At 71.5% G+C, this 20,976-nt stretch carries 20 protein-coding genes, 1 tRNA gene and 1 other RNA gene; 13 read left to right on the forward strand and 9 right to left on the reverse strand.

The window, feature by feature from the left end; translation table 11 throughout:
- Positions 1–74: 74 nt before the first annotated feature.
- The 3 genes from ACLQ2R_RS04545 to ACLQ2R_RS04555 all read right to left on the reverse strand — a co-directional run bounded on the left by ACLQ2R_RS04545 (position 75) and on the right by ACLQ2R_RS04555 (position 1,942).
- Positions 75–377 (reverse strand): type II toxin-antitoxin system VapB family antitoxin, encoded by a 303-nt coding sequence (locus ACLQ2R_RS04545; protein ID WP_425957986.1) that lies wholly within the window; start codon positions 375–377, stop codon positions 75–77.
- A 228-nt stretch (positions 378–605) separates the two neighbouring features.
- Positions 606–1,472, reverse strand: coding sequence for a KPN_02809 family neutral zinc metallopeptidase (gene ypfJ / locus ACLQ2R_RS04550; RefSeq protein WP_425957987.1), 867 nt, complete (start codon positions 1,470–1,472; stop codon positions 606–608).
- Positions 1,473–1,853: 381 nt separating this feature from the next.
- Positions 1,854–1,942: transfer RNA gene (locus tag ACLQ2R_RS04555), tRNA-Ser, on the reverse strand.
- An 82-nt stretch (positions 1,943–2,024) separates the two neighbouring features.
- On the opposite strand from ACLQ2R_RS04555, the gene ffs reads away from it, so the two are divergent.
- The 7 genes from ffs (at position 2,025) to ACLQ2R_RS04590 (ending at position 8,550) form a co-directional block, all read left to right on the forward strand.
- Positions 2,025–2,120, forward strand: an RNA gene (gene ffs, locus ACLQ2R_RS04560) — signal recognition particle sRNA small type.
- A gap of 30 nt (positions 2,121–2,150) precedes the next feature.
- Positions 2,151–4,508 carry a DNA polymerase III subunit gamma and tau gene (locus ACLQ2R_RS04565; RefSeq protein ID WP_425957988.1) on the forward strand — a complete coding sequence of 786 codons (2,358 nt, stop codon included), beginning with the start codon at positions 2,151–2,153 and terminating at the stop codon, positions 4,506–4,508.
- A gap of 129 nt (positions 4,509–4,637) precedes the next feature.
- Positions 4,638–4,991 carry a YbaB/EbfC family nucleoid-associated protein gene (locus ACLQ2R_RS04570; protein ID WP_344892575.1) on the forward strand — a complete coding sequence of 118 codons (354 nt, stop codon included), beginning with the start codon at positions 4,638–4,640 and terminating at the stop codon, positions 4,989–4,991.
- 3 nt (positions 4,992–4,994) lie between these two features.
- Positions 4,995–5,594: a recombination mediator RecR gene (gene recR, locus ACLQ2R_RS04575; RefSeq protein WP_344892578.1), complete on the forward strand. Its 600-nt coding sequence runs from the start codon at positions 4,995–4,997 to the stop codon at positions 5,592–5,594.
- Positions 5,587–6,120, forward strand: coding sequence for a DUF5063 domain-containing protein (locus ACLQ2R_RS04580; RefSeq protein WP_425957990.1), 534 nt, complete (start codon positions 5,587–5,589; stop codon positions 6,118–6,120). The genes recR and ACLQ2R_RS04580 overlap by 8 nt, the downstream gene beginning before the upstream one ends.
- A gap of 91 nt (positions 6,121–6,211) precedes the next feature.
- Positions 6,212–7,486, forward strand: coding sequence for an aspartate kinase (locus ACLQ2R_RS04585; protein ID WP_362798683.1), 1,275 nt, complete (start codon positions 6,212–6,214; stop codon positions 7,484–7,486).
- A complete protein-coding gene (locus ACLQ2R_RS04590; RefSeq protein ID WP_425957991.1) occupies positions 7,483–8,550 on the forward strand; it encodes an aspartate-semialdehyde dehydrogenase in 1,068 nt (355 codons plus the stop codon). The genes ACLQ2R_RS04585 and ACLQ2R_RS04590 overlap by 4 nt, the downstream gene beginning before the upstream one ends.
- A 164-nt stretch (positions 8,551–8,714) precedes the next feature.
- On the opposite strand, the gene ACLQ2R_RS04595 is transcribed toward ACLQ2R_RS04590, so the two are convergent.
- Complete coding sequence (locus tag ACLQ2R_RS04595; protein ID WP_425957993.1) at positions 8,715–9,362, reverse strand: hypothetical protein; 648 nt, start codon at positions 9,360–9,362, stop codon at positions 8,715–8,717.
- Between the two features lie 1,430 nt (positions 9,363–10,792).
- Here ACLQ2R_RS04595 and ACLQ2R_RS04600 point away from each other — a divergent pair.
- Both ACLQ2R_RS04600 and ACLQ2R_RS04605 read left to right on the forward strand, forming a co-directional pair.
- The gene (locus ACLQ2R_RS04600; protein ID WP_425957994.1) at positions 10,793–11,467 is read left to right on the forward strand and encodes a TetR family transcriptional regulator; all 675 of its coding nucleotides are present in this window, start codon (positions 10,793–10,795) and stop codon (positions 11,465–11,467) included.
- A gap of 81 nt (positions 11,468–11,548) precedes the next feature.
- Entirely contained in the window at positions 11,549–12,316 is a 768-nt protein-coding gene (locus ACLQ2R_RS04605) for a hypothetical protein (RefSeq protein ID WP_425957995.1), read from the forward strand.
- Between the two features lie 66 nt (positions 12,317–12,382).
- Here the strand turns inward: ACLQ2R_RS04605 and ACLQ2R_RS04610 are convergent, their stop codons facing one another.
- Positions 12,383–12,934 (reverse strand): hypothetical protein, encoded by a 552-nt coding sequence (locus ACLQ2R_RS04610; RefSeq protein WP_425957996.1) that lies wholly within the window; start codon positions 12,932–12,934, stop codon positions 12,383–12,385.
- A gap of 969 nt (positions 12,935–13,903) precedes the next feature.
- Between ACLQ2R_RS04610 and ACLQ2R_RS04615 the strand changes: the two genes are divergently transcribed.
- Positions 13,904–14,872, forward strand: coding sequence for an LLM class F420-dependent oxidoreductase (locus tag ACLQ2R_RS04615; RefSeq protein WP_425957997.1), 969 nt, complete (start codon positions 13,904–13,906; stop codon positions 14,870–14,872).
- Between the two features lie 194 nt (positions 14,873–15,066).
- Complete coding sequence (locus tag ACLQ2R_RS04620; protein WP_425957998.1) at positions 15,067–15,414, forward strand: YkvA family protein; 348 nt, start codon at positions 15,067–15,069, stop codon at positions 15,412–15,414.
- 33 nt (positions 15,415–15,447) lie between these two features.
- On the opposite strand, the gene ACLQ2R_RS04625 is transcribed toward ACLQ2R_RS04620, so the two are convergent.
- Together ACLQ2R_RS04625 and ACLQ2R_RS04630 are read right to left on the reverse strand one after the other, a co-directional pair.
- On the reverse strand, positions 15,448–16,644 hold the full coding sequence (locus ACLQ2R_RS04625; RefSeq protein WP_386239374.1) for an amidohydrolase family protein: 1,197 nt from the start codon (positions 16,642–16,644) through the stop codon (positions 15,448–15,450).
- A 192-nt stretch (positions 16,645–16,836) separates the two neighbouring features.
- The gene (locus ACLQ2R_RS04630; protein WP_425957999.1) at positions 16,837–17,562 is read right to left on the reverse strand and encodes a tyrosine-protein phosphatase; all 726 of its coding nucleotides are present in this window, start codon (positions 17,560–17,562) and stop codon (positions 16,837–16,839) included.
- 47 nt (positions 17,563–17,609) lie between these two features.
- Here ACLQ2R_RS04630 and ACLQ2R_RS04635 point away from each other — a divergent pair, with 47 nt between their 5' ends.
- Positions 17,610–18,305, forward strand: coding sequence for a hypothetical protein (locus tag ACLQ2R_RS04635; protein ID WP_425958000.1), 696 nt, complete (start codon positions 17,610–17,612; stop codon positions 18,303–18,305).
- Positions 18,306–18,391: 86 nt separating this feature from the next.
- Here the strand turns inward: ACLQ2R_RS04635 and ACLQ2R_RS04640 are convergent, their stop codons facing one another.
- Positions 18,392–19,399, reverse strand: coding sequence for an SURF1 family protein (locus ACLQ2R_RS04640; protein ID WP_425958002.1), 1,008 nt, complete (start codon positions 19,397–19,399; stop codon positions 18,392–18,394).
- 218 nt (positions 19,400–19,617) lie between these two features.
- Here ACLQ2R_RS04640 and ACLQ2R_RS04645 point away from each other — a divergent pair, with 218 nt between their 5' ends.
- The gene (locus ACLQ2R_RS04645; RefSeq protein ID WP_425958003.1) at positions 19,618–20,277 is read left to right on the forward strand and encodes a VC0807 family protein; all 660 of its coding nucleotides are present in this window, start codon (positions 19,618–19,620) and stop codon (positions 20,275–20,277) included.
- A gap of 136 nt (positions 20,278–20,413) precedes the next feature.
- Here ACLQ2R_RS04645 and ACLQ2R_RS04650 read toward each other — a convergent pair whose 3' ends face one another.
- Entirely contained in the window at positions 20,414–20,953 is a 540-nt protein-coding gene (locus tag ACLQ2R_RS04650) for a winged helix-turn-helix transcriptional regulator (RefSeq protein WP_425958004.1), read from the reverse strand.
- Between the last annotated feature and the right edge of the window lie 23 nt (positions 20,954–20,976).

Genomic DNA, 20,976 nt, shown 5'->3' on the forward strand with positions numbered 1-20,976 from the left:
GGCTCTCCTCGCGCCGTCGGCGTCAGCCCTGGCCGGGCGCCTCCGGGACGCGGGCGTGCGGGCGGGGCCGCGCGTCAGCCCTGGTCGGACAGCTCCAGGACCCGGGCGTGCAGGACCGAGCGCTGGTGCAGGGCCGAGCGCAGGGCACGGTGCAGGCCGTCCTCCAGGTAGAGCTCGCCGCGCCACTGCACCACGTGCGGGAACAGGTCGCCGTAGAACGTGGAGTCCTTGGCCAGCAGGGAGTGCAGGTCGAGCACCGCTTTCGTGGTGATCAACATGTCGAGCCGGACCTGCCGGGGCGGTATCTGCGCCCACTCGCGGTGCGAGAGGCCGTGCGCGGGATAGGGCCGTTCATCGCCGATCAGCTTGAAGATCACAGTACGTAGTTTAGGAGAGAATCCCGCACTTCGCCCTGTCGCCCTCCCGTGCCAGCTCACGGGGGCCTTCCGGCCCCGCCGGTGACGATCCGGCGCCCGGCCGGGCCCGCGCCTTCGTGACCGGGGGTGAGCCGCCCGGCACGCCGTGCCCGGGACACCCGGTCCCGTGATCCCGCAGGGGTTCGGGGCCCGGCCGGTGCGGGGTCGCGGCCGGCCGGGCCGCCGGCGTCAGATCGAGCCGGCGAAGGTGTCGCACTTGGCGGGGTCGCCACCCTCGTAACCGGTGGTGAACCACTTGACGCGCTGCGCCGAGGTCCCGTGGGTGAAGCCCTCGGGGTTGACCCGGCCCTGGGTCTTCTCCTGGATGCTGTCGTCACCCACGGCCGACGCGGCGCTGAGCGCCTCCTCGATGTCGGTCTTGGTGAACGGCTTCTCGAACAGGCCGGTCTCGTAGGCGTTCTTGGCCCAGGCCCCCGAGTAGCAGTCCGCCTGCAGCTCCAGCCGGACCGAGGCGCTCTGGGGTCCCTGCTGCTCGCCCTGCTGCGCCTTGGCGTTCGTGCCGAGCAGGTTCTGCACGTGGTGGCCGTACTCGTGCCCGATGACGTACGCCTGGGCGAACGGGCCGCCCTTCGCGCCGAACTTGCTCTCCAGCTCCTTGAAGAAGCTGAGGTCGAGGTAGACCTGGCGGTCGGCCGGGCAGTAGAAGGGCCCGACCGCGGAGTCGGCGTCACCGCAGGCGGTGCTGACCTGTCCGGAGAACATCACGGTCTTGGCGGGTTCGTACCCCTGGATGGCCTTGGGCCAGTACTCCTGGATGCTGTTGACGACCCCGACCACCCGGCACCTCTCGTTCTGGTCGGCGTCCTGCCCGGTCTTGCACTCGGCGGACAGGTCGGAACTCGGGCCCACGGCCGCGGGCTCGCCGCCACCGCTGCCGGTGATGCCTCCGAGGTCGACCCCGAACACCAGTGCCACGATGAGCGCGACGATCCCGGCCGCGCCGCCGCCGACGGCCAGACCACCGCCGGGGATACGCCCCCGGCCACGACTCTCGACCTGCGAGCTGTCGAGTTGGGCGTCATCCTTGAAATCCATCGCCCGACGTCCCTTCGATCCGCTTGGGCGCTCCCCCTGCCCCGGGAATCGCGCGACATGCCGGACAGGAGGTCAGTGACCTGATGTCTTATGTACCCTTTTGTGGGGATTAGTCCCGAAAATCGAACAATGCGATGAGCCAGCCGCGTGGTGAGCCGGGACGCGGGGGTGCGCCGGAACGTCCCGGCGACGCCGGCCGGGGCGCGATGACCCGGGAGGTCGGCCCGGCACGGACCTGACACCGCATGACCGATCGACTGCTCGTCGTCACGAGATCGTGATCGGGTGCTGAGGCCGGACGCCCCGCACCCGGACCGGGGCCTGACGCGCGAAAGCCCGCTCCGGGTGCGGAGCGGGCTTTCGCGTTACGGCTGTCGACCGTGGCGGAGGATAGGAGATTCGAACTCCTGAGGGGTTGCCCCCAACACGCTTTCCAAGCGTGCGCCCTAGGCCAACTAGGCGAATCCTCCGTGGAGAAGCTTACCCAACTTTCGGGGCGCGTGGACCACCGATTTCCGACACAGACCACTCGGATCTGAGGCTAGACTGGGGGCCGACCCCTCGCGCGGCGTCATCCTGTGAACCTCCCCAGGGCCGGAAGGCAGCAAGGATAAGCGGGCTCTGGCGGGTGTGCGAGGGGTCTCTTCGTTTCAGAGCCCTCGCAGGTGGGATCGCCGCATGAGTCTTGCGCTGTACCGCAAGTACCGGCCCGGGACCTTCGCCGAGGTCAAGGGTCAGGAACACGTCACCGAGCCATTGCGCCAGGCGCTGCGCAGCGGGCGCATCAATCACGCCTACCTGTTCAGCGGGCCCCGCGGGTGTGGCAAGACGTCCAGCGCGCGCATCCTCGCCCGATCGCTGAACTGCGAGAAGGGCCCGACGCCCGACCCCTGCGGGCAGTGCGAGTCCTGCGTGGCCCTGGCACCCACCGGCCCCGGCCACCTCGACGTCATCGAGATCGACGCCGCCTCGCACGGAGGCGTGGACGACGCGCGCGACCTGCGCGAGCGGGCCTTCTTCGCACCGGTGTCGTCACGCTTCAAGATCTACATCATCGACGAGGCGCACATGGTGACCCGCGAGGGTTTCAACGCGCTCCTCAAGCTCGTCGAGGAACCTCCGCCGCACCTGAAGTTCGTCTTCGCCACCACCGAGCCGGAGAAGGTCATCGGGACGATCAAGTCCCGCACCCACCACTACCCGTTCCGGCTGATCCCGCCCGCGGCGCTGCGCGCGCTCATGGAGGAGATCCTCACCTCCGAGAAGGTCTCCTTCGAGCCCGCCGCGCTCCCGCTGGTCGTGCGGGCCGGCGCGGGGTCGGCCCGCGACTCGCTGTCGATCCTCGACCAGCTCTACGCCGGATCCGGCGAGGCGGGCATCACCTACGCCGGCGCGGTCTCCCTGCTCGGCTACACCGACGGCGACCTGCTCGACGAGGTGGTCGCGGCCTTCGCCTCCCGCGACGGCGCCCAGGCGTTCCAGGTGGTGAACCGGGTGGTCGAGGGCGGCCACGACCCGCGCCGCTTCGCCATGGACCTGCTGGAGCGCTTCCGCGACCTGGTGATCCTGGCCAACGTGCCCGAGGCGGCCGGCAGCGGGCTGCTCGACAGGCCCGCGGACGAGCTGGAGCGCCTCCAGGCGCAGGCGGCCTCGATGGGCCCGGCCGAGCTGACCCGCGCCGCGGAGATCCTCAACGCGGGACTGACCGAGATGCGCGGGGCCGCCTCGCCCCGGCTGCTGCTCGAACTCATGTGCGCCAGGATCCTGCTTCCCGGTGCCGCCCAGGGCGAGGCGGCGCTGCTCGCCCGTCTGGAACGGCTGGAGCAGGGCGGGATCGCCGCCCCCGCGCTCCCCCGCTCCCCGGCACCCGTGGCTCCACGGGCTCCGGCGCCCGCTCCCGCGACCCAGGCACCCCCGTCCCCGATGTCCCCGTCCCCCGCGCGGCCGCCGGTGGCGGCCCCGGCGGCCCCGGGCGAGCAGGCCGGTGCGGTGCCCGCCCCCGGCGAGGGGGGCGCCGCCCGCGACGACGACTGGCCCGAGGCGGTCAGGCCCGGCGCGCCGGTCCAGGAGCGGCAGGCCGGGCCGTCCGCCCGGCAGTCCACCGGCACGCCGGCGGACGCCCCCGCCGTCGAGAGCGCGCCGTCCGGTGCCGCCGGCCCGGATCCGGCCGGCGGAACGGTGCAGCAGGCGTGGCCCCAGGTGCTCGCCGCGCTCAAACGGCGCAGCATCGTGGTGTGGGCCAACGTCAACACCAACGCCCAGATCGCCGGGGTCGAGGGCAACATCGTCACCCTCGGGTTCGCCCAGGTCGGCGCCATGAGGAACTTCACCGGCGGCGGCAAGGACGTGGTCGTCGCCGAGGTCCTGAAGGAGGTCCTCGGCGGTACGTGGAAGGTCGAGGCCGTCGTCGGCGGCGGTCCCGCCCCGTCGGCCGGGGGACGCTCCCCGGCGCCGCGCCGGCCGGCCGGCCCCCACCCCACGGCGCCCCAGCAGCCCGCGTCCCCGATGCCGCAGGCGCCGCAGTCACCGCCACCGCAGTCACCGCCGCGTGAGCCGGACGCCACCGCCGTCACCGCGTCCGTCACCGCGTCCACCGCCACCGTCGCCCCCGGTGCCTCGGGCCCTGCCGCTCCCGTCGCCTCCGCCGCCCCCGTGGCGGTCCAGGCGGCACCGCCCGCGGCGGGACGGGCGGCGTCCACCCGGCCGGTCTCGCCCCCCACGGACGAGTCCTGGCCGGACGAGCCGATGCCGGAGGATCCCGGTTCGCCTCCCCCGCCGAGTCCCGGGCTGGCCGCCGCCCGTTCGGCCGCCAAGGCGGCGGCCCAGAGCGGCCCGAGGGCACCGGCCAGGAACGGTGCCAAGGCCGCGGCCTGGCCGGACGCCGTGCCCGGCCGCACCCCGCGCGGCGCCGCCCCCGACGCCGACGAGGTCGACCCGCTGAACGACGCGGACGCCGACGTCGACGCGCTCACCGGCATGGCCCTCATCCAGCGCGAGCTCGGCGGCCGGATCATCGAGGAGATCGACCACACCTGACGCCCGGAAGGGGGGCCGGCGAGGGTTTAAGTCCCGTTCCCCGGGAAGGCGTGCGGGCTCCAGTGCAACACCCGGCCCGGACCCCGTAGGCTCGTGACGACCGATGCCACGGACGAGGAGCACACCACGGTGAACCCAGGGGATGTCAACCTGCAGCAGCTGCTGGAGCAGGCACAGCTCATGCAGCAGCAGCTTGTGAGCGCCCAGCAGGAGTTGAACGACGCGGAGGTCCAGGGGACCGCGGGCGGCGGGCTGGTCGTGGCCACCGTCAACGGCGGGGGCGAGCTGCTCGAACTCAAGATCAGCGCCGAGGCCGTCGACCCCGGCGATCCGCAGGAGACGGCTGACACCATCGCCGACCTGGTCATCGCCGCGATCCGGGACGCCGTGCGCGCCGCGGCCGACCTTCAGCAGGAGAAGCTCGGTCCCCTGGCTCAGGGGCTGGGCGGCGGGAGCGGGCTCGGCCAGCTTCCCGGGTTCTAGGTCATGTACGAGGGGGTCGTCCAGAACCTGATCGACGAGCTCGGCATGCTGCCGGGCGTCGGTCCCAAGAGCGCGCAGCGCATCGCGTTCCACCTGCTGGCCGCGGAGCCGGCCGATGTGAAGCGGCTCGCGCACGCCCTGCTCGAGGTCAAGGACAAGGTCCGCTTCTGCCGGGTCTGCGGCAACGTCGCGGCCGAGGAGGAGTGCCGGATCTGCCGCGACACCAGGCGCGACCTCCACGTGATCTGCGTCGTGGAGGAGTCCAAGGACGTGGTGGCCATCGAGAAGACCCGCGAGTTCCGGGGCCGCTACCACGTGCTCGGCGGGGCGATCAGCCCGATCGACGGCATCGGCCCCGACGACCTGAACATCCGGGACCTGATGACCCGCCTGGCGGACGGCCAGGTCACCGAGCTGATCCTCGCCACCGACCCCAACCTCGAGGGGGAGGCGACGGCCACCTACCTCGCCCGTCTGGTCAAGCCGATGGGACTGAAAGTGACACGACTGGCCAGCGGTCTGCCGGTAGGCGGTGACCTCGAGTACGCCGACGAGGTCACCTTGGGCCGCGCGTTCGAAGGAAGGAGACTCCTGGATGTCTGACGACGCCTGGAGCGCTCTCGCGGAGCGGATCGCGGAGCACGCGGAGAACTACATCGACGGCCTGACCCGCCTGGCGGGCGGCGAGGGCGGCGACGCCATCCTGTCGCTGCTGCTGGTCGAGGTCGGGCAGGTCTGCTCGGCCGGGGCGCAGCTCGGGGCGAGCCGGGACGTCATCCTGTCGGGCAACTGGGAGCCGCACCTGGGCGAGGACCCGGACGTCGACGCCGTCCGCACGGCGATCGCCGAGCGTCTGGGGCCGGTCGACGACTACGCCGAGGTCTTCGACCCGTACAAGGACACCGTGGTCACCCCCTACCGTCTCTCCGACGACCTGACGGCGGTGGCGGCCGACCTCCTGCACGGCCTGCGGCACTACAAGGCCGGCCGTCCGCTGGAGGCCCTGTGGTGGTGGCAGTACTCCTACTTCAACACCTGGGGCAACCACGCCGGGGCGGCGATGCGGGCGCTTCAGGCGCTTGTCGCCCATACCCGCCTGGATGTGGCCGAGGAGCGCACAACCGTGTGATCGTCCACATGCTGGGCTACATCACGGGCCCTCCGGTAGGGCGCCAGTAGACTATGAGCTCCACAGCCCTAGATTGCTTCGGAGACATCTCGTGGCGCTCGTTGTTCAGAAGTACGGTGGTTCGTCCGTCGCCGACGCGTCCTGCATCAAGCGGGTCGCGCAGCGGATCGTCGCGACGAAAAAAGCCGGCAACGACGTCGTGGTGATCGTCTCGGCCATGGGCGACACCACGGACGAACTGCTCGACCTCGCCCAGCAGGTCTCACCGCTGCCCCCGGGCCGCGAGCTCGACATGCTGCTCACCTCGGGTGAGCGCATCTCGATGGCCCTGCTGGCGATGGCGATCGCCAACCTCGGCCAGGAGGCCCGTTCCTTCACCGGGTCCCAGGCCGGCGTGATCACCGACTCCTCGCACGGCCGCGCGCGCATCATCGACGTGACGCCCGGCAGGATCCGCGGGGCTCTCGACAACGGCCAGATCGCGATCGTGGCCGGGTTCCAGGGCGTCTCCCAGGACACCAAGGACATCACCACCCTCGGCCGGGGCGGCTCCGACACCACCGCGGTCGCGCTGGCCGCCGCCCTGGACGCCGACGTGTGCGAGATCTACACCGACGTGGACGGCGTCTTCACCGCCGATCCGCGCATCGTCCCGGCGGCCCGTAAGATCCCTCGCATCTCCTACGACGAGATGATGGAGATGGCGGCCTGCGGGGCGAAGATCCTGCACCTGCGCTGCGTCGAGTACGCTCGCCGATTCGGCCTGCCGATCCACGTCAGAAGCTCGTTCAGCACCAAGGAAGGCACGTGGGTCGTCTCCGACCCCGACAGCGAAGGAAAAGAGATGGAGCAGCCGATCATCTCCGGCGTCGCGCACGACCGGAGCGAGGCCAAGATCACCGTTGTCGGGGTGCCCGACAAGGTCGGTGAGGCTGCGACGATCTTCAAAACGCTCGCCGACGCCGAGATCAACATCGACATGATCGTGCAGAACGTGTCGGCGGCCACGACCGGCCGGACGGACATCTCCTTCACGCTGCCCACCAGCGACGGCTCGGCCGCGCTCACCGCGCTGAAGAAGATCCAGGAGCGCATCGGCTTCGAGTCGCTGCTCTTCGACGACCAGATCGGCAAGGTCTCGCTGATCGGCGCGGGCATGCGCTCGCACCCCGGCGTCACCGCGACGTTCTTCGCCGCCCTCGCCGACGCGGGGGTGAACATCGAGATGATCTCCACCTCGGAGATCCGCATCTCGGTGATCGTCGGGCAGGACGAGGTGGACACGGCCGTCAGCGCCGCGCACCGCGCGTTCGACCTCGACGCCGACCAGGTGGAAGCCGTTATCTACGGAGGTACCGGGCGATGAGCCGCAAGCCGACCCTCGCTCTGATCGGCGCCACCGGCGCCGTCGGCACCGTGATGCGCGACATCATCTCCAACCGCGACGACGTGTACGGCGAGATCAGGCTCGTCGCGTCCGCCCGCTCGGCCGGCAAGGTCCTGCGGGTCCGCGGCGAGGACGTCGTCGTCCAGGAGCTGACCCCCGAGGTCTTCGACGGCGTCGACATCGCGATCTTCGACGTGCCGGACGAGGTCTCCGCGACGTGGGTGCCGATCGCCGCCGGGCGCGGCGCCGTCGTCATCGACAAGTCCGGCACGTTCCGGATGAACCCCGAGGTGCCCCTGGTGGTGCCGGAGGTCAACCCGGAGGCGGCCCGGACGCGGCCCCTGGGGATCATCTCCACCCCCAACTGCACGACCCTGTCGATGATGGCCGCGATGGGCGCCCTGCACGAGGTGTACGGCCTGAACGCGCTGGTCGTCGCCTCCTACCAGGCGGTCTCCGGCGCCGGCGTGGCCGGTTCGGCCCGGCTCTACGACGAGGTCGAGGCCCTTGCGGGCGACCGGACGATCGGTCAGAGCGCCGGGGACGTGCGCAAGGCCCTGCAGAACAGGCTGGGGGAGGCCGAGTCGCCCTTCCCGGCGCCGGTGGCGTTCAACGTGGTGCCGTGGGCGGGCTCGTTCAAGGACGGCGGCTGGGCGTCGGAGGAGCTCAAGCTCCGCAACGAGTCGCGGAAGATCCTCGGGATCGAGAACCTGAAGGTCTCGGCGACGTGCGTCCGGGTCCCCGTGATCACCACGCACTCGCTGGCCGTGCACGCGACCTTCGAGCGCGAGGTCACGGTGGCCGACGCCCACCGGATCCTGGAGGCCGCCCCGACCGTGGTCGTGATGGACGACCCGGAGAACGGCGTCTTCCCGACCCCGGCGGACGTGGTCGGGACCGACCCCACCTACGTGGGCCGGATCCGTCAGGCGCTCGACTTCCCCAACACGCTCGACCTGTTCGTCTGCGGCGACAACCTCCGCAAGGGCGCGGCCCTGAACGCGGCGGAGATCGCCGAGCTGGTCGCGGCCGAGTTCGTGTGACCTTCCGGTCCGTGCGGCGGCACCCGGCGCCGCCGCACGGACCGGGAGCTCCTCACGGGCTCAGGGCTTTTCACGGACCGGGGCTTACCGGGGGCCGGGACTCTTCGCGGACCGAGAACCCTCCGCGAAACGCGGACTTCCCACGGGCCGGGACTCCTCGCGGGTCAGCGGAAGAGGATGTCCCAGTGGTCGGCCTCCCGGGCGTAGAGCGGTCCTGATGTTCCCTCCGCCCCGTACAGGCGGGCACGGTCGCCCCGGACCCCCTGTGCCGGATGGTTCTTTGTGATGTACCGGTTGATGCACCGGTTGGGCTTGATGTCGAGCTTGTAGCCGGCGAAATGGCTGTACGGCCCCGGGGCGTGGCCCACCTCGGTGCCGCCGGTGACCACCAGACGGCAGCCGCTACGGCGCTTCAGGTCGATGGCGCTGGAGACGGTGCCGCTCCGCACCGCCTGCAACGAGGTGCAGGTGCGTCCCTGGCGGTTCGAACATTTGCCGGAGGAGGTCACGCGCAGGCCCGCCTGGCGGAGGAACCGCTCGGCGTCGACCTGCTGGAGTCGCAGGGGTCCCTGCCGGAGGGCCTGCTGCGCCGGGGAGGCCCCGGTCTCGGCGACCTTCCCGGCCGTCTTCCCCGCGGTGTTCTCGACGACCTTCTCGGAGGTCTTCGCGACGACCGTCCCTGCGACCTTCTCGGCGGGCTTCACGGCGGGTTTCGCGACGGCCTTCACGGCGGGTTTCGCGACGGCCTTCACGGCGGGTTTCGCGACGGCCTTCACGGCGGGTTTCGCGGCGGTCTGCCCGGCGGGCTTCACGATGGTCTTCGCAGCGGGTTTCGCGGGGGTCTTCCCGGCGGGCTTTGCAGCGCCGGAGGGCGTCCGCTCCTTCACGGTGGGCGGCGGGGCCGCGGCGGGCTCGCCCCGCCGGGCCTGGGACGTCTCGGCGGGCCGGGCGACCGCGGGAGCGGTCCCGGCGGCCTGGGCCGCGCCCTTCTCCGGTGTTCCGCCCTTCCATACCGTGGTGGCCGCCCCCGTACGGGGCGCGGTCGTGGTGGAAGGTGCCTGTCCGCGTGCCGAGGTCGTGGCGGAGGTCGTGCGCTCGCGTGGCGGGGTGGCGGGGGCCTCGCGCGCGGGAGCAGTGGTGGCGGTGGTCGTCTGTCGGCGTGGTGCGGTTCTCGGGGCCGAAGGGGACTTCCGCTCCGGTGACGAGGTCTTCGACGTCCCGGTGCGCGTACGCGGTGCGATTCCGCCGCCCCCGGGCTCGCCCGCTCGGGTCGTGGCTCCGGACTCTCCCGATGTTTCCGGTCTGTCCGGCTTACTCGATCTGTTCGGGCCGTCTGGCCGTCCCGGCAGGTCCGGCCGGTTCGGCCGGTCGCGGCGGTTTCGTGCCGGTGTCCGGGGGGCCGCGAGGAGAGATGCGGTCTCTCCCTTCTGTCCTCCGTGCGGGGCGGCCGCCCGGAGGTACAGTTCCGATAACCGGTGCCGGGTGACCGTCCACGGGCCGGCCGTGTACGGCGTGACGGTCACCGGCCCACCGGCGCCCGTGCCGCCGGGCACGGCCGGCCGGCTCCGGGTCATGGTGGTTCCCGGTGCGTACCGGCTCTCCGCGTCCGCGTCAGGGATCGACGCGATGAAGGCTATCTGCAGAGCGAGCAGTGTTCCCGTGATGAACCGGGTAGCCCGCCGTCTACAGGGACGTATCCCCATTTATGTATCCCTTGTTGCGGGAGCCCTTCCACCAAATGGATCAATCCCACTCCCGAAGCCGGATGATCCCTCCCGAAGCGCGAATTTTGCCCGGTAATGGCGATCATCGTGCGGGTTGATGACCTGATGGGACCGTAGACGGCACGATGTCCGACGCGGTGCCCGGCGCGGTCAGCGTCCGTCGGGTGTCACGTGCTCCCCGCGGCTTCGAGCCCGTCACCCCGTACGCGGGCACGAGACGGTAGAAGTTAGGAGCGGTTCCGGCACCCGGACGGTCCAGGCGATCCGAAGGAACCGATCGGGCCGACCGCCTGACCGGGGCGCGGTCCCGGGCCTGTGGCGCGGTGCCGGGGCGGGCGGGAGGTACGGGAGAGTGACGTGGCAATCACCGATATCAGTGGCGGGGTCGATGTGACGCGCTTAGGGTCGTTCACAAGGGCTTCTCCCGGATGGCACAGGACGGATGATCTAGGGTTCGTCGCAGGGAGAGATCAGCCGAGCCCGTCTCCCAGCCTTGATCGACAGGTGACAAGTGCCCCATGACCGAGCCGACCCCGAGAACCCGTGGATCAGACAGGACCCGTGAGGTCATCGTGGAGACGGCCCTGCGGCTCTTTCGCGAGCGAGGGTACGAGGCGACCACGATGCGGGCCATCGCGGCCGAGGCCGGGGTGTCCGTGGGCAACGCCTACTACTACTTCGCCTCCAAGGAGATCCTGGTCCAGTCGTACTACGACCGCGCGCAGGCCGAGCACGAGGCCGCGTGCGAGAAGCTCCTGGCCGGCGAGCGCCGGTTCGCCGCGCGGCTGGAAGGGGTGCTGCGGCAGTGGGTGCTGGTGTCCGAGCCGTACCACGAGTTCGCGGTGAAGTTCTTCAAGCACGCCGCCGAGCCGGGTAATCCGCTCAACCCGTTCAGCGCCGAGTCCTCACCCTCCCGGGACGCGTCGATCGGGATCTACCGGCGGGTCGTGGAGGGATCCTCCGACCGCATCGACGCCGAGCTCAGGGCCGAGCTGCCCGAGCTGCTCTGGCTGATGTCGATGGGCGTCGTGCTGTTCTGGGTGCACGACCACTCGGAGGGGTGCCGGCGGACGTACCGCTTCATAGAGCTCACCGTGCCGCTGGTCGACCGCCTGGTCGGGCTCTCGCACCTGCCCGGCCTGCGCGGTGTCGCGCGTGACTTCATCGCGGGGGTCCACGAACTTCGCGAGTGAATCCCTGGGGAACTGCAGGAATATCCGTATCCAACCGATTACCCTGAGTGGTCGGTTCGATGACGGGTTCGAAGGAGTCCCATGGGTTGGATAGCCGTACTGGTGGTGCTGTTCGTCGCGATCACGCTGATCGCGTATCGCGTTCTCCGGCGGAGGGGGCGGGAGGACGAGGGGCACGCCTCGTCGTCGGTGGACTTCTCCGTCAACATCGCCCTGGCCGTCTACCTGCTGGTGCTGGCCTACGCGGCCGTCCTGTGCCGCGACAGCCTCTCGGTCACCGAGGTGGACGTCCAGGCCGAGGCCGAGAGTCTCACCGAGATGTACTGGGCGGTGGCGCCCATTCCCGAGGCCGCGCCCGTCAGGACCCGGATTCGGCAGTACACCGCGCAGAGCATCGATCTCGACTGGCCGCTCATGGCCGGAAAGACCATGTCCCCCATCCCCGGGCAGACGCTCGCCGACGCGCGGACCACCCTGCTCCGGCTCCGTCCGGCCGGGGAGGAGAGCAGGAACCTCAAGCAGGACGCGCTCGACAGGGCCTCCGAGATCTCGCACGCCCGGATCGTGCGGGGCGACGACGCGGGCACCGGCCTGGAGAACACCTTCGTGATCCTGATGGTCGTCTCCGGCCTGCTGGTGATCGCGCTGCCCTGGATGCACGGGGTACGGCCCACGAGCGCGTCGATCGTCGGTGATCTGGTGCGGGTGAGCGTGGTCGTGATCGGCGTGTGCTTCATCATCCTGATCAGTCACCCGTTCAGCGGTCTCGGCGCCGTCGGACCCGACGCCTTCCAGGCCGCGCAGCGGGAGTACGACCACATCGACGGCCGTTTCCCGTCCCTGCCGTGACCGGCCGCGGCCGACGGCCCGGCCGAGCCCGCCGGTGGTCCTCCCCCGGCGGGCTCGGCCGGACGGCTATCTGTGGTTCCTGCCGTCGAGCATGGTGACGGCGGTGACCGAGATCACGCCGGTGAACATCACCACCAGGACCAGCGTGCGGTCGGTGCCCTCGCGCCGGGCGGCGTAACGGTCCAGCACCAGCCGCTGCCGCAGCAGAGGGGGCAGCGAAGGCGTTCCGGCGGGCGGCCGGGGCGTGCGGGTCTCCGGCGGTTTCGAGGCGGCGGGAGCCTCGGGAACGACCGGTGAGGGGACGGGCCGGGGCGCCGGGGCGGACGGCACGGGTGGTGTGGGCGGCACGGGCCGGGTGGGCTCGGGCGAGGGGGGCGAGGGCGGGGGCGACGGTGAGACCGCGGGGGGCCACGGTGTCGGCTCGGGCTTCGGGTCGGGCTTCGGGTCGGGCTTCGGGTCGAGTTCCGGTTCGAGGCCGGGGCCGGGCAGTGAGCCGAGGTCCGGTTTGGTGTCGAGGCCCGGAAGAGAGCCGAGGCCGGGTTTGATGTCGAGGTCCACTTCGATGTCGGGGTCCGGCTTGAAGGCGGATCCCGTCTTGGCCTCCTGCTTCGGTTTCACGCCGGTCGGTTCGTTCGAGGCCGGTCCGCCCGCGGCCGGATCGTGGACGCCCCGTCCGTTCGGGACGGGTCCCTTCTCGCTCCGGCCCTTCCCGGGTCCGCCTCCCGGGGACTCGCCTTTCCCGGTCAGGCCACCCAGGGCCGGTCCGTTCGCGGTCGATCCGCCCATCAGGTTCTTCAGGAGCCCGCCCACGGGGCCGTTCGACGATCCCCCCGCCAGGTCTCCGAGGGGTCCGGCCGGTCGCGCTCTCCAGGGGAGGTGTGCCGGTTGCCCGGACCCGGCCGTCCCGGTCGCTGCCGACGTCGAGGGAGGGACGGGTGCGGGGGCGGAGGGGCGGGCCGGTCCCGGTCTCGCCCCGAGGGCGGTGGTGCCCCTTTCCGGATCCCCTTCCGCCCGGGGCGGTGCCGTCCGGTGGTCGGGGCGTGAGAATCGTCCCGCCGTTCGTGGCGGTGTCGCCGGGCGACGCGCCGCCGTCCTCGCAGCGGTTCCCGTCCCGTGCTCCGGCTGCGGTGGCGTGCCCTGCCCCACCCCGCGTCCGGCCGGTTCCCCGGCCCGCCGTTCCTCCCCCGGGTGCCGGATCCTTCCGACGTACCGGGTCACCTTCGGGAGGGAGGACCCGGCGCCGTCTCCGGCTCGGGAAGCCGAGACCGGGAGGGCCGAGACCGGGAGGGCCGATGGCGAGAAGACGGGGGCCGCCCCGGCCAGCAGGGGGGCCGCCGCACAGGTCGCGAGAACGGCCACGCCGAGCAGGCTTCGTCGCTGGTTCGTCCGCCGATGCTTCATCACGTACCGTTTCTAACATCATACGGATGGTGATGAGACGGTAAACGAACGGTCCGCGCCGCCCTGGTCGCGCGTCATACCGTCCGGTTGGTACGGTCGCTCTGTTGACGCCCCCCGGAGCGGGTGCGGCAAGCTACAGCAGAACGTCGTTCTAGGGACGGCGACCACCGACAGGGAGGCGGCACGATGGCTACGGGCCCACGCTGGGGGATGACGATCCCCTTCTACGACCGTTCACTGGCCGACTCCAGGGAGCTGATCGGCGAGCTGCCGGAGCTCGGGTACACCGACGCCTGGTCCGCCGAGGTCAACGGCGTCGACGGCTTCGTACCGCTGGCGATGGCCGCCGAATGGGCGCCCGGCCTGCGGCTCGGCAGCGCGATCGTCCCGGTCTCCACCCGCGGCCCCGGCCTGCTCGCCATGTCCGCGGCCACCCTCGCCGACCTCGCCCCCGAACGCTTCGTGCTGGGCGTCGGAGCCTCCTCCCCGGCCATCGTGGAGCGCTGGAACGCCGGTGAGTTCGTCAAGCCCTTCGCCAGGACCAGGGACACCCTGCGCTTCCTGCGCGCCGCCCTGGCGGGTGAGAAGGTCACCGAGCGGTACGAGACGTTCGAGATCAAGGGCTTCAAGCTGGAGCGGGCGCCCCGGATCCCCCCGAAGATCGTGCTGGCCGCGCTGCGCCCCCGGATGCTGCGCCTGGCCGCCGAGGAGGCCGACGGCGCGATCACCAACTGGCTCTCGCCGCAGGACGTGCACAAGGTCAGGGCCGAGATCGGGCCGGACACCGAGCTGATCGCCCGGCTGTTCGTGTGCGTCAGCGAGGACGCGGAGAAGGTGCGCGAGCTCGGGCGCCGGATGCTCGCGGGCTATCTGACCGTCCCCGTGTACGCGGCCTTCCACGACTGGCTGGGACGCGGCGAGGTGCTGCGGCCGATGCACGAGGCCTGGGCGGCCGGTGACCGCCGGGCGGCGCTCAAGGCGATCCCGGACGAGGTCGTGGACGCGCTCATCGTGCACGGCGACGCCGCCACGTGCCGGGCCAGGATCCGGGAGTACGTGAGCAACGGCCTGAACACCCCCGTCCTCGCCCCCATCCCCGGCGGCGAGGTCTCGATCGCGCAGGCCGTGCGAGACCTGGCCCCCACCAAGGAGTGAGGCGTCGCACGAGGTGCCGGGCCGGTCGCGATCGGGCAGGCGCGCGCCGCACGCGGTCTCGTACCGGCGGATCGTTCCGGTGGGACGCGGCAGGTGGGGAGTCCTCCGGGAACCCTCCGGGAAAATCACGCGTTATATCGTGAAACGGCGGGGTAGTACGCCGCCAGGCGAACGTGCTTCCAAGGAGGACTCCCATGGCGAAGGCGGCGCGAGCGGCACAGGTGTGGCGGACGTACCGGAGTGTGTCGCAGCCCGGTTCCCCGGGTGTCGGCGACCGGCTCAAGGCCCTGCCGAGGTTGATCGGCGCGGTGATGCGGGGTGAGTACGCCGGGATGAGCAAGGGCAAGCTGGCCATGATGGGCATGGGCGTGCTCTACATCGTCTCCCCGCTGGACGTCGTCCCGGACTTCCTGGTGCTCCTCGGGGTGGTCGACGACTTCGGGGTCTTCCTCTGGCTGATGAGCTCGCTGCTCGGCGAGGGCGGCCGTTACGTCGACTGGGAGCGCGAGCGCGTCGCGCGCGTCACGGGCGTCCCCTCCTGAGCCGGGGACGGAGCCGCGGGCGCGTCGCGCGGGTCACAGGGTCTCCATCCTGAGCCAGGCCCGCGAGGGCAGCGGGTGGCCGAACAGGCGGGCGGCGTTGCCGTAGGCCACCCGGGCGATGTCGGCGGGCGGCAGGCCGCCCAGGTTCGTCGCGACGGCCTGCTGGGTGTCGGGCCAGGTGGAGTCGGAGTGCGGGTAGCCGCTCTCCAGCAGCACGTGCTCCAGCCCGACGGCGAGCCGTACGCCGGACAGCGCGTGGTCGTTGAGCGTGCCGAAGAAGAAGTTCCTGCGCAGCACCTCGCTGGGCTTGAGCCCGCCCTCCCACGAGGCCTCGCCCGCGACGGGGTGGTCGAGCGCGTAGTCGGCCCGGTCCGCCAGCATCGGCAGCCAGCCCACGCCCCCCTCCACGATGAGGATCCGCAGCGCGGGGAAGCGCAGCGGGATGCCCGACCAGAGCCAGTCGGCGCAGGCGAACATGGCGCTCGCCGGCATCAGCGTGGTGATCGCCTCGATCGGGGTGTCCGGCGACGGGACCGGTGCCCAGGAGCCCGCACCGGCGTGCAGGCAGACCACGGTGCCGGTCTCCTCGCACGCCTGGAAGAACGGGTCCCAGTGGTCGCCGTGGATGGAGGGCAGGCGCAGCCGGGTGGGGAACTCCGGGAAGAGCACCGCCTTGAACCCGCGTGCCGCGTTGTCCCTGATCTCCTTGGCGGCGACCTCCGGGTCGGTCAGCCAGGGCAGCTGCAGGGCGATGATCCGCTCCGGGTAGGTGCCCGCCCAGACGTCCACGTGCCAGTCGTTCCACGCGCGCAGGACCGACAGGCCCAGCTCCTGGTCGCGGGTCTTGGCGAACACCATGCCTGCCTGCCCGGCCAGCATGCCGGGGAAGCAGAGCGCCGCCCAGACGCCGGCGCGGTCCATGTCCTCGATCCTGGCCTCGACGTCGTGGCAGCCGGGACGCATGTGCTCGAACCTGACCGGGTCCAGCGTCCACTGCTCGCGGGGCAGGCCGGCGCCCACGTCGAGCCCGGCGCACGGGTAGGTGGCCCCGCCGTAGCGCCAGACCTGGTGGCCGGAGTCGGTCTCGACCACCTTGGGCGCGAACTCGGCGTACTTCTCGGGCAGCCGGTCGTCGAACATGTCGGGCGGCTCGATCAGGTGGTCGTCGGCCGAGATGATCACATAGTCCCGCCGCCTTGGCTCAGGGTCGGGGAGCAGCGGCGTAGTCACGCGGTCAACCGTATGACGCTGGAATAACACCTATCAAGCCGCAAGGTCTCCGCTTGGTATCTCTGTCCACCCCGTGAGACGCGGAGGGCGGACCCCGAGACCGCCGCAGGAGGATGGCGGCAGCCTCGGGGGCGGGCCCGCCGGAGGGTGCTGCCCATGGCGGGCCCTCGTCGGCGCCTACCCAGAGATCCGCTAAATATTAGGATTTTTCAGAAGATGGCTCTTAAGACCGGCTATGACGCTTTCGTCGATCCGGAGGGTCCGCGCGCAGTAGTCCCGCACCGGTCCCAGTTCCGCCAGGAACAGGCGCATGGCCTCGGCGGGAGCCTCGCCGTACCCCGCCCAGGGCAGCGGCTCGCCCGGGTGCGTCTCCTCCCAGTACGCGACCATGCGGGACCGGGCCAGGCCGGTCAGCGCGTAGTCGGTGACCACGTCCTCCTCGGGCACCCCCAGCAGCCGCAGCACCAGCGCGACGAGCACTCCCGTGCGGTCCTTGCCCGCGGCGCAGTGCACCACCACGGGCGCGTTGCCCGCGTCGGCGATCACCGTGAGCGCGGTGGCGAGCTCGGCCCACCCGTCCCGGGACACCTCCAGGTAGCGGTCGGTGAAGAACCTGGCGAGGCCGGCGTCGGGACTGTAGTCGTCCCGGACGTTCCAGAACCGGTGCTCGACCGAGAGGTTGTGGTAGCTCGGTCCGTGCGGGGCACGGCCGCGGCGGTCGATCTCCTCGGGGTGGCGCAGGTCGATCACGGTGCGCACGCCGAGCTCGTCGAAGCGGTCGAGGTCGTCACCGGAGAGCAGGTGCAGCGAGGCGGACCGGTACAGCCGCCGCCAGCGCACCTGGAGCCCCTCGTCCGTCAGGTAGCCGCCCACGTCACGGAAGTTGTGCAGTCGCGCGAACTCGATATGCCGGGTCACGCCCCCTAACCTATTCAACGGGCGGGTATCGGGGACGGGGGCGGCGGATGCGCGTGGTGGTTCCGGCACGGCAGGAGACCCCCTTCGGGGTGCGCCTGGTGCTGCTCTTCGTGCTGGCCCTCTCCACGGTGGTCGTGCATCTCAACCAGGCCCCCGCCCTGCGCCCGGCCGGGGAGCTCATCCCGGATCTGCGGGCGGGCGGCGTGAGCCGGGTGGTCTACGACCGCGACTGGCCCGCCTACGGCACGCTGACGTGGTCCCACGGTCCGCTCTCCTGGACCCAGGCGCGCTTCGACCAGCCCGACGATGTCTGGGACCCCCGGACCACCCGCCTGGACCGCGAGGCCCTGCGACGGCGCCAGGAGGCGTTCCTGGCCCAGGTGCGCGCCGCCGCCGACCCCTCGGTGGAGATCGTGCGTACCGAGGGGTTCCGGGGCGCCGGCGCCCTGATCGGCTCGCCCGCCTACGAGCGCTGGTGGAAGCCCTTCGCCCCGGTGGCGGTGACGGCCGAGGCGCTGGCCTGGCTGCTCATGCTCGCCGGGCCCGGCCCGCGCTACGCCAGCCGCTGGGCCTGGTTCTGGATGTTCCTCATCGGCGGCTCGCTGCTGTACGTCCTGCTGGAGCCGCGCCCGCTGTGGCGGGGACCGCACGAGGTGCTGCCCGCCCCGGAGAGGATCGACGGGACGCGGGGATTCGCGATCGCGGTGGCGATCCTGTTCGGAACGGCGATGGCCGGCGCCTGACCGTCCGGCACGGCGACGGTCGACGGGTGACCGTCCAAGGGGCTGGACCGTCACATCGGAAAGGGATTTCCCGAGGTGATGGACTTCTATCGGACAGGGGACCCCTTGGACGCGGAGCCCTGTCCGGACTCAAGATCGCGTCCGGAACCGGGGCCCTGACCGGGTGCGGGATCCCGCCCGGGTGCAACGGCCTGTCCGGGACCGCGCTCCCCTCCGGCAGGGGAGTTCCCGCCGGAGCCGGAGTTCTCGCCGGAGCTGGAGCCGGAGTTTCCACTGGAGCTGGAGCCGGAGTCGGGGCCGGGATCGGGGCCGGGATCGGGACCGGCCGGGGAGGTCGATGCGGCCGCCGTCCTCAGGTCGGCCGCCTCCCTGCGGATCAGCATCGCCCAGCCGACGATCGCGATCCCGATGAACAGCCACCACTGCACGCTGTAGGCCAGGTTGAGCCCGCCTCCCCCGCCGACCTCCGGCGCCGGGACCGGGGCCGGGGCGGGCTCCACCGCCGGTGACTGCCCGGTCAGCTCGACGTACCCGCCCAGAAGCCGGTACGGCAGCCGGCGGCCGATGGCCGCGGTGTCGATCAGCAGCACCTGGCCGGCGGGCAGGCCCGCCCGGTCGCGGATGCCCGAGCTCTCCTCGGTCTCGGAGGGACGTAACCTGCCGGTGACAGTCACCTCACCCGAGGGCGGCGCCGGCACCGGGGGGACGGAGTCGGCCGTGGCGCCCGCCTTGATCCAGCCCCGGTTCACCAGCACGCCGGTGCCGTCCGCGAGGGTCAGCGGGGTCAGCACGTAGAAGCCGACCTTCCTGTCCTGGGTGCGGCGCCTGACCAGCAGCGACGCGCCGGTGTCGTACGTCCCCGCGGCCGTGACGGCACGGTGGCGGTCCCGGGGGGAGACGGTACCGCCCGGCGAGGTCAGCTCCCGTATGGGGACCGGGGGGGCGGCGAGGTTGGTGGTGACCTGGTCGCTGTTCGCGGACCGTTCCTCGAAGCGCCCGAACTGCCACTGGCCCAGGAGCAGGAAAGCGGGGATGACCAGCAGCACCACCACGTGGAGAGCCAGCCATCGGGGAGTCAGCAGGAACCGGTACACGCACCCAAGGGTAGGCACCGCGGGCACCGCCCCGTCCTCCGCGTATGCCTTTGAGGGGAGCCGGGTGTGCCGTAGGGCGTAGTAAGGTGCCCGGAATCGCTGGATCGTCTGATGTCATGGAAAGGTTCGCCGGACACACCGGACATCACATACGGTCGGGTGAGATCTCCCCCGGGACGTTCCACCACCTCCGGAGTCCGCCCCTGATGACCGTGCTCATGTCCGCCCCCGTGACTCCGCTCGTCCTTCCCCGTATCGGCCCCCTGCTGCGGCATGCCGTCCCCAGGGTGTTCGAGAGCATGATCCTTCCCGTTCTCGTCTTCTACGTCGCGCTGCTCTTCACCGGCCCCGGCGTGGCGCTCGGCGTGGCGGCGGCCTGGGTGTACGGCGGGGTCGCCTGGCGGCTGGTCAGGGGCGACGAGGCGCCGGGCACGCTGCTGCTGGCTGCGGGCACGATCACCGTGCGGGTGGCGCTGACCGTGGCGACCGGCAATCCCATCGTGTTCTTCCTGCAGCCCTGCCTCGGGGTGTTCTGCGTGAGCATGGGTTTCCTGCTCACCGCGCCGCTGCGGCGGCCGTTGATCCGGCGGGTGGTGGCCGATCTCGTGCCGCTGCCCGACCACGTGACCGAGCACCCGCGGATGCGGCGCTTCTTCGTGTGGCAGTCGGTGCTGTGGGGGTGCGCGCAGTTGCTCAACGCGGCGCTGAGCCTGTGGCTGCTGCTCAGCCAGAGCCTGCAGACCTATCTGCTGGTACGCACCTCGGCGGTCGCGGTGCTTCTCGGCGGCGCGGCGCTCGTCTCGATCCTCTGCTTCCGGCACTGCCTGCGGAGGCTGGCGCGGACGGCGGACGCGGAGCCGGCGCCCCAGGTGGCGTGACCTCCCCGGACACGCCTTTCCCGGACGCGACCTCTCCGGACCCTGCCTTCCCGCACGCGGCCGCCCCGGACGCGCGACCCGCCGGACGCGAACTCCTGGACGTGGCCTTCTCGCGTGGGGTCACACCGGACGTGACCTAGCCGGACACGGTCGCGCCGGGCGTGGCCCCGGGGATCGCGAGGGGACGTAGCCCGGGGCCGGCAAGAGGGGTGACCTCCTGGGGGCCGGAGATCTCGTGTCCGTCGGCGCAGCGGAAGTACTGCTCCACCGGGGCGCCGCAGCCGCGGTGGGTGACGAGCACCGGGGGCCCGTCGTCGCCGCTGAGATAGCGGTCGCCCCAGTGCATCAGGGCCATCATGATCGGATACAGGTCCAGGCCCATCTGGGTCAGCCGGTACTCGTCGCGCTGACGCTGGCCGGGCTCGCGGTAGGGGACCTTGCGCAGCAGCCCCTCCTCCACCAGCCGGGACAACCGTGCGCTGAGCACCTGGCGGGGGGCTCCGGTGGCGAGTTGCATGTCGGCGAAGCGCCGCACCCCGGCGAACGCCTCGCGCAGCACCAGGAACGTCCATTTCTCCCCGACGACGCCCAGGGTGCGTTCGATCGAGCAGTTCTGCATCCTCAGCGGCAGGTTGCCGGGTCTCGCCTCGCTCATGTGCGAATCGTAGGTCGCCATGACGCCACCTCCAATGTTGCTAA

Source organism: Streptosporangium sp. DT93, from assembly GCF_049844535.1.
Lineage (GTDB): Bacteria > Actinomycetota > Actinomycetes > Streptosporangiales > Streptosporangiaceae > Streptosporangium.